The organism is Thiothrix unzii (assembly GCF_017901175.1).
Lineage (GTDB): Bacteria > Pseudomonadota > Gammaproteobacteria > Thiotrichales > Thiotrichaceae > Thiothrix > Thiothrix unzii.
The window spans coordinates 66,708-80,527 of record NZ_CP072793.1 but is presented as its reverse complement, the minus strand read 5'-3'; the positions used below and the strand labels follow the sequence as shown (position 1 = coordinate 80,527).

The 13,820-nt window shown below is 55.7% G+C and carries 9 protein-coding genes; 8 read left to right on the top strand and 1 reads right to left on the bottom strand.

All coding sequences use genetic code 11. The annotated features are described in order from the left end of the window. Window positions 1-34 precede the first annotated feature (34 nt). From J9260_RS00515 to J9260_RS00480, 8 genes are all read left to right on the top strand, one after another. Window positions 35-4,960: a 2-oxoacid:acceptor oxidoreductase family protein gene (locus J9260_RS00515; protein ID WP_210219124.1), complete on the top strand. Its 4,926-nt coding sequence runs from the start codon at window positions 35-37 to the stop codon at window positions 4,958-4,960. A gap of 135 nt (window positions 4,961-5,095) precedes the next feature. Then, window positions 5,096-6,448: an electron transport complex subunit RsxC gene (rsxC, locus tag J9260_RS00510; RefSeq protein WP_210219123.1), complete on the top strand. Its 1,353-nt coding sequence runs from the start codon at window positions 5,096-5,098 to the stop codon at window positions 6,446-6,448. Continuing rightward, entirely contained in the window at window positions 6,445-7,509 is a 1,065-nt protein-coding gene (locus J9260_RS00505) for an RnfABCDGE type electron transport complex subunit D (protein ID WP_210219122.1), read from the top strand. The genes rsxC and J9260_RS00505 overlap by 4 nt, the downstream gene beginning before the upstream one ends. Further along, a complete protein-coding gene (locus J9260_RS00500) occupies window positions 7,506-8,159 on the top strand; it encodes an RnfABCDGE type electron transport complex subunit G (RefSeq protein ID WP_210219121.1) in 654 nt (217 codons plus the stop codon). Before J9260_RS00505 ends, J9260_RS00500 begins: the two co-directional genes overlap by 4 nt. Beyond that, window positions 8,156-8,806, top strand: coding sequence for an electron transport complex subunit RsxE (gene rsxE, locus J9260_RS00495; RefSeq protein ID WP_210219120.1), 651 nt, complete (start codon window positions 8,156-8,158; stop codon window positions 8,804-8,806). The genes J9260_RS00500 and rsxE overlap by 4 nt, the downstream gene beginning before the upstream one ends. Beyond that, entirely contained in the window at window positions 8,803-9,387 is a 585-nt protein-coding gene (locus tag J9260_RS00490; RefSeq protein ID WP_210219119.1) for an electron transport complex protein RnfA, read from the top strand. The genes rsxE and J9260_RS00490 overlap by 4 nt, the downstream gene beginning before the upstream one ends. Next, window positions 9,384-9,584, top strand: coding sequence for a chemotaxis protein (locus J9260_RS00485; RefSeq protein WP_210219118.1), 201 nt, complete (start codon window positions 9,384-9,386; stop codon window positions 9,582-9,584). Before J9260_RS00490 ends, J9260_RS00485 begins: the two co-directional genes overlap by 4 nt. Window positions 9,585-9,599: 15 nt before the next feature. Next, complete coding sequence (locus J9260_RS00480; RefSeq protein ID WP_210219117.1) at window positions 9,600-10,454, top strand: ferredoxin reductase domain-containing protein; 855 nt, start codon at window positions 9,600-9,602, stop codon at window positions 10,452-10,454. Between the two features lie 62 nt (window positions 10,455-10,516). On the opposite strand, the gene J9260_RS00475 is transcribed toward J9260_RS00480, so the two are convergent. Continuing rightward, on the bottom strand, window positions 10,517-13,720 hold the full coding sequence (locus J9260_RS00475) for a lipase family protein (RefSeq protein WP_210219116.1): 3,204 nt from the start codon (window positions 13,718-13,720) through the stop codon (window positions 10,517-10,519). Window positions 13,721-13,820 lie beyond the last annotated feature (100 nt).

The window sequence follows — 13,820 nt, the reverse complement described above, 5'->3', positions numbered from 1 at the left end:
TCCTTTGAATCTCACTCGTAGAGGCAGTCAAACCATGTTCGGAATCAAGAAACCTGTTACCCCTACCGTCAAGTACCCCGGTACGCGCATGGCAATGGACGGCAACGCCGCTGTCATTATGTGTGAACGCGAGGCATCGGATGCTGCGGGTGCGTACCCCATTACCCCTTCCACCCAAATGGGCGAATACTGGGCGGAAGAAGTCGCCAAAGGCCACGTCAATAACGCGGGGCAACCGCTGATTTTCGTTGAACCGGAATCCGAACATGCTGCCGCCGCCGTGACTGCGGGGATGTCCATGACGGGCTTGCGTGCCACCAACTTCTCCTCCGCACAGGGCGTGGCATTCATGCACGAATCCTTGTACGCCGCCGTCGGTAAACGCCTGCCTTACGTGCTGAACATTGGTTGCCGCGCCATTACCAAAGCCAGCCTCAACGTGCATTGCGGGCATGATGACTACCACTGCATCGACGACACCGGTTTCTTCCAGATTTTTGCCAAGAATGCGCAAGAAGCGGCTGACCTCAACCTGATCGGACGCAAGATTGCCGAAATGTCCCTGACCCCAGCGGCAGTTGCACAAGACGGCTTCCTCACCACCCATTTGATCGAACCGCTGCAAGTGCCGGAACGCGAACTGATTGCGGAATTCCTCGGCAACCCCGCCGACATGATCGACTGCCCCACCCCGGCGCAGGAAATGATTTACGGCCCGAAACGCCGTCGTGTCCCTGAAGTGTGGAGCGTGGATAACCCGATGGTTGCCGGTACGGTGCAAAACCAAGACGCTTACATGCAAGCGACTGCCGCGCAACGCCCGTATTTCTTCGACCACATCCGCGACCTTTCCGAAAAAGCGATGGCGGAATACGCCAGCCTTACCGGGCGTTACTACGGGCGCATTGCCGAATACCGTTGCGATGACGCTGACTACGTAATCCTTGGGCAAGGCAGCATGATCGTGCAGGCGGAAGCGGTTGCCGATTACCTGCGCGATACCCGCAAGCTCAAAGTGGGCGTAATTAACCTCACCATGTACCGCCCCTTCCCCGGCGATTTGATTAGCAAGGCACTCAAGGGCAAGAAAGGCTGCGTGGTGCTGGAGCGTACCGACCAGCCACTGGCGGAAGATTTACCCGTGATGCGTGAAGTCCGCGCCTCCCTCACCAAAAGCATGGAAAACGGTTTTGCTACCCGTGGCGAACTGCCTTACCCGCTGTATGCCAGCTACAAAAGCGGCGAAGCCCCAGCCCTGTACTCCGGCTGCTACGGCTTGGGTAGCCGCGACCTGCAACCGGAAGGCATTATCGGTGCTATCGAAAACATGCTGCCCACCGGCAAAAACCAGCGTTTCTTCTATCTCGGCATCGACTTCTACCGCAATGCCGCCTCCCCGCGTCAGGAAGTGTATTTCAATGACCTGTTGAGCCGTTACCCGCAAATCAAGGATTTGTCGGTGTATGGCAGTGAAAATCCCAACCTGATGCCGAAAGGCTCAATCACCGTGCGGATGCACTCGGTCGGCGGCTGGGGCGCAATCACCACGGGTAAAAACCTGGCGATGACGCTGTACGACTTGCTGGGTTTCGACATCAAAGCCAACCCCAAATACGGTTCGGAAAAGAAAGGTCAGCCGACCACCTACTACCTGTCCGCTGCGCCTGAACCGATCCGTTTATCGTGCGAATACCATTTCGTCGATGTGGTGCTCTCACCCGACCCGAACGTGTTCCTGCACTCCAACCCATTGCACGGGCTGGACAAGGATGGCGTGTTCATTATCCAAAGTAGCCTCGGCACTGCGGCAGAAGTGTGGGCGCAAATTCCGCGTCAGGCACAGAAATACATCGTTGACCACGGCATCCGCATTTACTACATCGACGGTTTCAAGATTGCCCGCGAAGAAGCTTCCAACGCTGAACTGCAATTCCGTATGCAGGGTAACGCCTTCCAAGGTGCGTTCTTCGCCGCTTCCCCGTTGATGGCGCGGAACAATATGACCCGCGACACCCTGTTCGACGCGATTGAAAAACAATTGCGCGACAAGTTCGGCGGCAAAGGCGCACGGGTGGTTGAAGACAACCTCAAAGTGGTACGCCGTGGTTTCGATGAAATCATTGAAATCACGGAAAAAACCGTCGGTTTGACCCCGGAAGCGGTGCGCAAGCAAGCCAGTTCCTTGCCGATCATGCTGAAACAGTTGCCGGAAGGCGACGGACGTTTATCCGACATCCACCGTTTCTGGGAACAGACCGGCAGCTTCTACCTCGAAGGCAAAGGCAGCGGCAACCTCGCCGACCCGTACATGGCAACCGGCTTGATGCCCGTCGCCACCGGCTTCTACCGCGACATGACCCAGATCCGCTTTGAATACCCTGAATTCAAGCCGGAAAACTGCACCGCTTGCGGCAACTGCTACAGCGTGTGCCCGGATAGCGCAATTCCCGGTCTGGTCAACTCCATCAGCGACGTATTCAATTCCGCCATCATGACGATTGAACGCGGCGGCAACCCGACCCGTTTCCTGCGCCGTGAAGTGCGTACCGTTGAGAAAAAGCTGCGCGGCCTGATCGAGCAAAACGGTGAAGCCGCCAACGTCAACCAGCTCATCGACCATGCGGTACTGGAAACACTGGCAGAATCCCCGCTGGAAGGTGCGGAAAAGCAGAGTCTGGAACGCGAATTCAGCCGCCTGCTCGCCACCATCGGCGACTTCCGTTTCGCCATTACCAAGCCTTACTACTCCACCCGCGAGAAAAAGCAGGCAGGCAGCGGTGGCTTGTTCTCCATCACCATCAACCCTTACACCTGTAAAGGCTGCATGGAATGCATCAAGGTCTGTGACGATCAGGCATTGGTAGCCGCCCCGCAAACCGAATCAGCGGTCGAGCGGATGCGCAAGGAATGGAAATTCTGGCTGGAATTGCCCACCACCGCCCCCGAATTCAGCCGCATTGACGATCTGGATGAAAAGGTTGGTGCACTCGAAACCCTACTGCTCGACAAGCACAACTACCATTCCATGATGTCCGGCGACGGCGCGTGTCTGGGTTGCGGCGAAAAGACCAGTATCCACCTGTTCACCGCCACCGTAACCGCCTTGCTGCAACCGCGCGTCAAAACGCATCTGGAAAAAATCGACAACCTGATCAACCAGCTCGAAACCAAGGTGCGCATGACCTTGGCGAACAATATCAACCTTGGCGACACCGCTGCCTTCCGCGCCGCTATCGACGGCAACAAGGAACATGACCTGACACTGGGCATCCTCTCGCATTCACTGGAAGCAGACGGCCCGACCCAGCCACTCAACCAGCAATGGCTGAAAGACATTACCAAGCTACTGGATGCCTTGCGCAACCTGAAATGGCGTTACACCGAAGGCCAGACCAAGCAAGGTCGCGCCGAAATGGGCATTATCAACGCCACGGGCTGTACCTCGGTGTGGGCATCCACCTTCCCGTTCAACCCGTATCCGTTCCCGTGGGCAAACCATTTGTTCCAGGACGCGCCGTCGATGGCGATGGGTATTTTTGAAGGTCACATGGCGAAAATGGCAGACGGTTTCAAAGCCATCCGCAAGGCCGAGCTGATTATTGCCGACAAATACGACCCGGCGGAACACGATTCCATCCTGACCTACTTCAACTGGAAAGCCTTCAGTGATGAAGAATGGCGTTTGTGCCCACCAGTCGTTGCCGTGGGTGGTGACGGTGCGATGTATGACATCGGCTTCCAAAACCTGTCGCGGGCGCTGATGTCAGGAATGCCGATCAAGGTGCTGGTGCTGGATACGCAGGTGTATTCCAACACGGGCGGTCAGGCGTGTACCTCCGGCTTTATCGGGCAGGTGTCCGACATGGCTCCGTATGGCAAGGCGTGGAAAGGCAAGACCGAAATCCGCAAGGAAATGAGCCTGATAGGGATGGCACACCGCACGTCCTTCGTGCTGCAAAGCTCCATTTCCAACATGACCCACATGATCGAAGGCTTTATCGACGGTTTGAACAGCCGCCGTCCAGCCCTGTTCAACATCTATGCCGTGTGCCAACCCGAACACGGTGTAGCCGATGATGCTGCCGAACAGCAAAGCAAACTGGCGGTCGAATCCCGCGCATACCCCTTGTTCCGCTTCGACCCGGATGCAGGCGAAACCCTGAAAGACTGCGCCAGCATCGAAGGCAACCCGTCCATCGACACCGACTGGCCAACTTACACGCTGGAATACACCGACGAAAAAGGCAAAACCGCCAGCATGAAAGTGCCAATGACCTTTGCCGATTTCGCCCTGACCGAAGGCCGTTTCCGCAAGAGCTTCCGCAAAGCCCCGCCGGAAACCTGGAACGACAATATGGTGCAGTTGCACGACTTCATCGAACTGGATGAAGACGCACGCGACGGCCTGTTCCCGTACATCTGGGCAGTCGATGGCAAAAACCGTCTGATGCGGGTATTGGTTGCACAGGAATTGCTGGCTTCCACCGAAGAGCGCCGTGGTTTCTGGCATCAACTCAAGTCGCTGACCGGGGTTGATCAAGTGGTGGATATGGATGCGATCAAGCTGCAAGCCAAAGCCGAAGTGGCGCAACAACTCACTGCCACCCTGATGGGCATGGCGGCGGGCAGCTTGCCTGCCGGTTTGCTGGCAAGCGGTGGCAATGGCGCATTGTCTCCGGCTTCTGGCGCACCAGCGGCTAACGCGGGCAGTTTCGAGCCAGTGTGGGTCGATACCCCGGAATGTACCGCCTGTGACGAGTGCATCAATATCAACCCCGCTATCTTTGCTTACAACGACCAGAAAAAGGCGATTGTGATTAACCCACAAGGCGGCTCGTTCAAGGACATCGTGAAAGCGGCAGAGAAATGCACGGCAGGTTGCCTGCACCCTGGGACTCCGCACAACCCGAACGAAGCTGGCTTGGATAAGCTGGTGGCGCGGGCAGCGAAGTATCAGTAAAAATGGGTAGGGGCAGACCTGCGTGTCTGCCCTCTTTGCCGTAACCGGCGGTGAATTTACAGAAGGGCAGACACATAGGTCTGCCCCTACATCGCCGAGATTGACTGATTACCCACGAGGGAACAGGTGACAACCATGCTTGCTCTGTTTGAAAAATTCCGCAAAGGCCGCTTCTCGCACGGCATTCACCCGCGTTACCACAAGGATGCAACGCGGGGGAAGGCGATCCAGCGGCTGGCGTTCCCGCCGCGCCTGATAGTGCCGGTGGCACAACACATTGGCGCACCTGCCAAGCCTGTGGTCAACGTGGGTCAGGAAGTGCTGCGTGGGCAAATCATCGCCGAGGCGGATGGCTTCATGTCCGTCCCGGTACACGCGCCTGCCACGGGTGTGGTTAGCAGCATTGGGCTGATGCCGAGTGCGGCTGGCCCCAAAGTGCTGTCGATTGTGATTGATGTGTACAAAGCCTCTTCCCAGTACGTGCTGTACGGCAATCCGGTCGAGCCGGAAACGCTGGACCACGACGAACTGATCCAGCGGGTGCAAGCCACCGGCATGGCAGGTCTGGGCGGGGCGGCGTTTCCGTCGCACGTCAAATTGCGCATTCCGCACGGCAAAACCGCGCACACACTGGTGGTGAATGGCTGCGAATGCGAACCCTACCTCACCTGCGACCACCGGGTGATGCTGGAACAGCCACAGGATTTGCTGCAAGGCATCCGTTACGCGCTGCACATTACCGGAGCCAAACGCGCCATCGTCGGCATTGAAGACAACAAAGCCGACGCAGCCACCGCGATAAAAGCCGCCTTGAAACCCGACGACCCGATCACCGTGGAACTGGTGGAAACCAAGTACCCACAGGGCGCGGAAAAGATGCTGCTGAAATCGCTGCTGGGTGTGGAAGTCCCCGCTGGCGGCTTGCCCATCGACATCGGCATTGTGGTCAACAATGTCGGTACGCTGGCGCAACTCGGCAAACTGTTACCCAAAGGCGAAGGGCTGATTGAGCGCGTCGTCACCGTCACGGGCACGAATGTTGCCAAAGCAGGCAATTACCTGATGCCGATTGGCACACCGGTACGCTTCATCCTTGAGCAACTGGGCATTACCGCCGACCACGAAAAAGTGATCCTCGGTGGCCCGATGATGGGGATGTCGCTGCCTTCGCTGGATGTGCCGATCACCAAAGGCACGTCCGGTTTGCTGGTGTTTCAGGAACGCACTTTCATCGGCGAACAGGGCGAAACGGTTTTCCCCTGCATCAAGTGTTCGCGCTGTGTGGATGCCTGCCCGATGCACCTCAACCCGGCGCAAATGGGCTGGCTGGCGGGCAAACGCCACTACGCCGAAATGGAAAGCGATTTCCACCTCAACAGTTGCTTTGAATGCGGCTGTTGCAGCTTCGTGTGCCCATCCAACATTCCGCTGGTGCAATATTTCCGCATTGCCAAAGCCGTCAACCGTGAACAGAAGGGGAAAGCATGAGCAAGAAACACATTGTTCTGCACACTGCGCCGCACGTGAAAAAGCCGCAGGATGTGCCGACTATCATGCGCCATGTGGTGTACGCGCTGCTGCCGATTGTGGCGTTCGCGGTGTACCAGTTTGGCATTAGCGTGCTGGCACTGGTGATTGTCACCACGCTGGCTTGCCTTGGCACGGAACGCTTTTTCAACTGGATGGGCAACAAGCCCAGCAGCTTGAACGACTGGTCGTCCACCATCAGCGGCATTTTGCTGGCGTTGACCTTACCACCCGGTTTTCCGTTGTGGATGGCGGCGGTGGCGGGGATTGCCGGGATTGCCATCGGTAAAGCGGTATTTGGCGGGATTGGTTACAACGTATTCAACCCGGCATTGGTGGGGCGGGCGTTTGTACAAGCGGCGTTTCCGGTGGCGATTACCACTTGGACTCCGGCGTTTTTCACCGGGCGTTTCAGCGAGTTTGTGCCTTCCAGCCTGACTGCGCCGTTCATGATGCCGCCGGAAACCGCCGAGTGGGTGAAACAGGTGGCGGTGGATGGTTTTACCGGGGCTACGCCATTAAGTTTGCACAAGTTCCAGCACATCAGCACTGCACCGTTTGACCTGTATACCGGCATGGTAGCGGGTTCGGCGGGGGAAACGTCCGCACTGCTGATTCTGGTGTGCGGGATGTATCTGGTGATCCGCAAGATGATGAACTGGCAGATTCCGGCGTGGATTTTCGTCGGCGTGATTGCCACCTCCGGGGTGTTGTACCTGATTAACCCGGACAAATACGCTGACCCAGTATTCATGCTGTTTTCGGGTGGGCTGATGTTGGGGGCAATGTTCATGGCTTCCGACATGGTGGGTTCGCCGCTCACACCGAAAGGGGTAATGATTTACGGCTTGCTGATCGGCTTCCTCACCGTACTCATTCGCCAGTTCGGGAGTTTGTCGGAAGGCATTATGTACGCCATTTTGCTGGGCAATGCCATGACCCCGCTGATTGATACCTGGACACAACCACGCTTGTTTGGCGCACAACCCAAGAGCGCACAATCTAAGGGGAGAACCGCATGAGTGGGAATACCAGTAAGGCGATGATCGCCACCTTGGGGTTTGTGACTGCACTGTCGGGTTTCCTGATCGTGACCGTGTACCAAGCCACCAAACCGGCGATTGAGGAAAACAAACGGCTGGCTATCCAGAAAACCGTGCTGGAAGTCATCAAGGGCGCAACCGCTTACAAGCATTTCGTCATCAATGAAAAAGGTGAGTTGCTGGCAGCCGCCCCCGGCTTGAAAGGCACGAATGTCTACGCCGGTTACGATGCTGGGGGCAAGTTGACGGGTTTGGCGGCGGAAGGTCGGGCGCAAGGTTATTCGGGCGCGGTGGAAACCATTTACGCCTACACCCCATCTTGCCAGTGCATTACCGGGGTCAAGGTCATCAAGCAAACTGAAACGCCGGGGCTGGGTGACAAGGTGATTACCAACAAGGATTTCGTCGCCAACTTCGACAAGCTGGATGCCACCGTGAAGGGCGATGCGCTGGCAAACGCGATTGTCGCGGTCAAACATGGCTCGAAAAAGAACCCGTGGGAAATTGATGCGATTAGTGGGGCGACCATTTCCTCCAAGGCGATTGCCAAGGGGCTGAATGGCAGTGCACAAGACGTGTTGCCCAAGGTCGTGCCGTTACTGTCGCAAATGGAAGGAGCGCAACCATGAGCTTACTCAAACAGGATGACCGCATCACGGTCGATACTTTCCTCGAAGGCATTTGGCGCGAAAACCCGGTGTTCGTGATGATGCTGGGGATGTGCCCGGTATTGGCAGTGACCAATTCCTCCATTAACGCCTTGGCAATGGGGCTGGCTACGACCTTCGTCTTGATTGCGTCGAGTATGCTGGTGTCGTTGTTCCGTAACCTGATCCCGTCGGGGGTGCGGATTGCCACTTACATCGTGATCATTTCCACCTTTGTGACCATCGTCGATTACACCATGCAGGCGGTAAGCCAGACCTTGTACAACGCGCTGGGGGCGTTCATCCAGTTGATTGTGGTGAACTGCATTATTCTGGGGCGGGCGGAAGCCTGTGCGTCACGCAACAAACCGCTGAAGTCGATGGTAAACGCGGCGGGCATGGGGCTGGGTTTCACGCTGGCGTTACTGTGTCTGGGAACAGTGCGGGAAGTACTGGGCAATGGTTCGCTGTTTGGCTTGCCACTGTTCGGGGAACAGTTCCAGCCGTGGGTCATTATGGTATTGCCACCGGGCGGCTTCCTGGTGCTGGGTGGCTGGTTGCTGTTCTTTGAATGGCTGAAAACCCGCAAGCAAGATCAAACCCCAACCACCGGAGGTGTCAGCGCATGAACACGGATAGCGTCACGTTTATCTTTTTCAACTCGGTGCTGGCAAATAACTTCGTGCTGGCGATGTTTTTGGGGCTGTGCCCGTTCCTTGGCGTATCTGGCAAGCTGAATACAGCAGTGCCAATGGGCTTGGCGACTTCGTTCGTCATGCTGGTGAGTTCGATATGCGCGTATTTCATCAATGAATTGCTGGTGGCGTTCAATATCGAATACCTGCGCCTGATCAGTTACATCGTGGTGATTGCGTCGGCGGTGCAACTGGTGGAAATGACCATGAAGAAACTCAGCCCGGCGTTGTTCCGTGCGCTGGGGATTTACCTGCCGTTGATTACCACCAACTGCGCGGTGCTGGGTGTGGCCTTGTTCCAGACTTCCAAGGAATACGCTTTCATGCAATCGGTGTCGTATGCCGGGGGCGCGGGGGTCGGTTTCATCCTCGCACTGGTGCTGATGGCGGGCTTACGTGAGCGGCTGGATTTGGCACGGTTGCCGAGTGTAACCCAAGGGGCGGCGTTGAGCCTGATCCTCGGCGCATTGCTGTCAATGGCGTTTATGGGATTTGCAGGACTGGGAGCGGAATGATGCGGGATTATCTGATTGCAATGCTGGTGATTCCGGTGTTGTTCGGCGCGTGGATTGTGGTGCAACGCATCGTGAAAGAATTTGCCTTGCGCCACCCGGAGTTTGGCCCGCCACGCGAGGAGGGCGGCGGCTGCGGGTCGTCGTGCGGGTGCAGTGGCAAGAAGGCGTGCAAGAACCGCGACAAACACGAACATTGAAGAGAGAGGATTTTTATGACTGATACCAACGAACAGACTTACAGCAATACCTGCGACGCTATCGTGCGCTCCAGCAAGCGCATCACCGATACCAAAACGGATGAGGTGCGTGAAATGGTATTGACCATCCATGACCCTGCGTTCCGGGCGATGCCGGGGCAGAATATTGGCGTGCTGGTGGAAGGCAAACATCCGTTTGGCAACCGCTTCCATCATCGCTATTACAGCGTGTTAGCGGCACAGCCGCATGGCGAAGGCTCGGACATCGAGATTCTGGTGCGGCGTTGTTCCTATATCGACGAGGTGTCGGGTGAAGAATACCCCGGCATTGCTTCGCACTACCTGTGTGATGCTGCACCGGGTAAGCAAATTACCCTGACCGGGCCTTACAAGGCGGCGTTCAAAGTGCCTGCGGATAACACCAGCAACTTGTTGATGATTGGGACGGGGACGGGGATTGCGCCGTTCCGTACTTTGATCAAGTCAGTATACGCGCAGGAACAGGGCTGGCGTGGGCAAGTGCGCTTGTTCTACGGCGCGAAGAGCGGGCTGGATGCGTTGTACATGAACGACCAGAACAATGACATTACCAACTATTACGATCAGGCTACCTTTGAGGCGTATCAGGCGATTGACCCGCAATCGTGGCGCGATGCGTCCGGTAATCTGGGCAAGAGTCTGGCGGAAAACGGCGCGAAAACCTGGGTGATGATGCAGATGCCGAATACTTACGTTTACCTCGCCGGGTTGAAGAAACAGGTGGCGGTGCTGGATAAGGTGATGGGTGAACTGGCGGGTTCGGCGGCGAACTGGCAGGCGTTGAAGAACCGGCTGGTGGCGGATGGGCGTTGGGCGGAGTTGGTGTATTAAACACTAACCCACGAATCTTTGCTCCCTTCACCCCTTGCGGGGGAAGGGCTGGGGATGGGGGGTTAGGTTCGGAGTGATAAACTCTGCAATTCCTCCAGCTCTTTATCGCGGCGGTGATAACCCGTTTCTTTGATGAGTTTGGCGGCGGCGGCAATGTGGTACGCAGGGTCAGCCGCTGCGCGGCTATTCCCCCCTTCCCCAGCCCTTCCCCCGCAAGGGGGGCAGGGAGCAAGAGACTCCGCCACCAACAACCGCGCCATCTCCAAATGATAATCCGTCAAATGCAGCCGCATCCCGCTGCCGTCGGCGATGTCGAACACTTCCTGCAAGTCCTGCCGGGCGCGGGCGAAGTTGCGGGTGTGGCGGTGCAGCGCAGCGCGGGCGAGCAGACCGTGAGGCAACATGATCTGTTGTCCTGCTGCACGCAAACCAGCGACAGCCTGATCTAGCCAGTGAAGACCCTCACCCCCAACCCCTCTCCCGGAGGTAGAGGGGAGTAAGAGTTGTTGCAGATGGGCACGTCCGAGGGTGAGTTGTTGTAGGCATACATCAAGTAAACTTGCTCTGTTTCGCATCGCCCATTCCAGCGTCTGTTCCGCCCGCTCCAGCACCTCCGCCGTGCTGCCATACACCAGCAGCAGGTCGCAGTAGAGGAAACCTGGCAGCGAATACAGGCGCGGGTACGCAGGCTGGTGTTCCTGCTGGAGTTGCTCCGCTTCCCGAAACAGGGCAAGGGCGGCGGCGGTGTCCCCTGCCTGATTCAGGGCATCGGCGTGGGTGGAGCGTCTTGCCATGCGCTGGAACATATCCCCGGACTGGTCGGCGTAGCGGCTGCTGCGTGCGCAGCTCTCCACCGCTTGCGCCACATCGCCGAGGGTGAGTTGCAGTTCGCTGAGGTTACTGGCGGCACTTGCGGCATTTTCCCAATCTTTGCTGTTTGTCTGCATTTCCATACCAGCCTGCATCGGCTCCAGTGCCTCACGCAGCCGCCCCAAGGCGCGTAAGCGGAAACCTGCCCAGCTCAGCAATACGGCTTTATCGCCTTCCGTCAAACCCGCTGCGGGGGTGTGCCACGGGGTAGTGAAGAAATGCGCTACGGTAGCGAGGTCATCGCTGAAAGCTCCGAGTTTTCTCCAAATGTATTTTTCATTCTCACGCAAAATACGAGGCCAATACACCTCATCCAACGCCTGCTGATGCAACCCCGCCGCACACCCATGCGCCACAGCACTGAACAGCGGCTGCATTTCTTCCAACGTATCGGGAAATTCCTTCTCCGGCAGAGCTTTGTAGTACTCGTACAGCCGTTCATGCGCCTGCTGCCACGCTTGTGGCTGCTGGGTTTGTAGTTGCCCGCCGAAGTATTCGCGGATCAGCGGGTGGCAATCGAGGTTATCTGGATAATCAGGATTTGGAGCGTTTAACAGTCGTTGTTCGCGCAAGTCATATATTGCATAGCACCAATCGGCATCACTACCCAACTGATCAGTAAGTCTGGGGATTTTCGCCTCTTTCAAACACTGGACAGCTCCGGGTGAAACGGGTCGATCAAACAAACCCAGCAAGTACAACACACTCAATGCGGATGTACCCTTGAGATGTGTTTCATAAGCAGCCAACATTTTTTCTGCGTGTTTGCCATCACTACGCTCAGCCATCAAACCCGGAATCTTGTCTCGTTGGCGAATATCACAGCTCAACACCTTTTTGACGTAATTACCCAGTAAGTTAAGTGCCAAGGCATGACCTGCAACTTCTTTCACAGCCTTTGTCAGATCAACCTCTGAGCCTTTTACACCGATAGCTCGCAACAGGGCTACGCCGTCTGTTTCTTGTAGTTGTTCAAGATCGTGGGCTAATACCAGTTTTTCCGGCTTACCTTTGAGTTCTTCGACAGTTTGCCGTGACGAAATCAGGCACAACCCCGGATTTTTGACTGCCAATTGCTGCAACAACGCTTTTAAAGCTTGATCTTTAAGCTCACCGTGGAAAATCCCAACCGGGTGCTGTAATGGCTCTAAACCATCCAAGATCAAGAGGGTGCGCTGTGAAGCAACTAATCGGGCTAACTTGATACCGCGTTCATGTGGCGGTGGCAGATTTTGCTCGGCATAACCAAAGAACCGCAAGGCAGACTCGAAGAAGTCATCGGTAGAAGCCTGCTTATTCTCTGCTGAACCCTGAGAATAGAATGACCATGTAAAGACGGCTTCTGCGCCGCGATAGCCACTTGCAACAAATTGATCTAACCAATGTTTCAGCAATGCAGTTTTACCCGTACCGCCCATTGCTTTCAGAATGAGAACATTGACCCCTTCAGCCCAAGCTCTATTCAACATGGCAATTTCTGCTTCACGCCCAAACAGATGGCTGTTGGTATGGGGAAGTTTGGTGATCTGGATTTTATCGGCAGGCGGAGGTTCTGCGGATTCCCCTACAGTTTCAACATCAGATTGCTGTAGGGGTTGAGACTTTGGGAGCACGTCCTCCTTGATGAAAGCCAGCAACGATTTGTAAAGCTGGTCGCCTTTGTTTGCCAGCTTGCAGATGCTGATATGATCTTCAGGCAGTGGAACTGCTATTTCATGTGGTACGTGTGGCTCACTGCTATTAGCATCAACGACAAGGACTTTTATTGGCTTAAAGAATTTCACACCGACTTGCACTGGTTTTCTCTCAGCAAAAGTGCGCACCGCAACACAAGTATCTTGCGCATTGAAATAGGCAAGGAATTGCTGATTGAGTGAACGCAAGTGCGCATCATGATTTTGCATGTTTCCGACCTGCGGGTTAGTACGCAGCAAGAAGGCCATATATTGAGCAAGCGTAGCTAGCTGTGAACCATTATGTGGTGTGGCAACGAAAGAAACGCCTCGAATGCGTTTAACAACACTTTCATAGCGGGCAACTCCTTTTGTGCATCCGTGATGGATCAAGGTTTTGATGACCAACCCACCCATACTATGACCGATCAATAGTAAGGGACGGTTTTTTAGCCCTTCTTCGGTAGCCAGTGTTTCCAGCACCGAATCGCCTTGATCGGGTAGTGGCATCGCATTGTCTTGCCAACTACTCAATTTCGCATCGTAGCCAAGCACCCAAACCGAGCAATCAACATCAGATGCCAACCAGCGAGGCCATAACGTGGAATCATCTTTTTCATCCATCATCCAAGTTCCACGGGCATCGCCGTTTAGACCGTGAATGAATATAACGGCAAGATCATCTTTCTTGGTCGAACCAACCAAACATTCTAATTGAGCCATCAAGCCACCGATAACGAGGAATGGGGGATAAAATTTACATGGGGAATGATACCGTTTATCCGCCATTTTGTCCGACTTTATGAACATTTGATCACCGCTT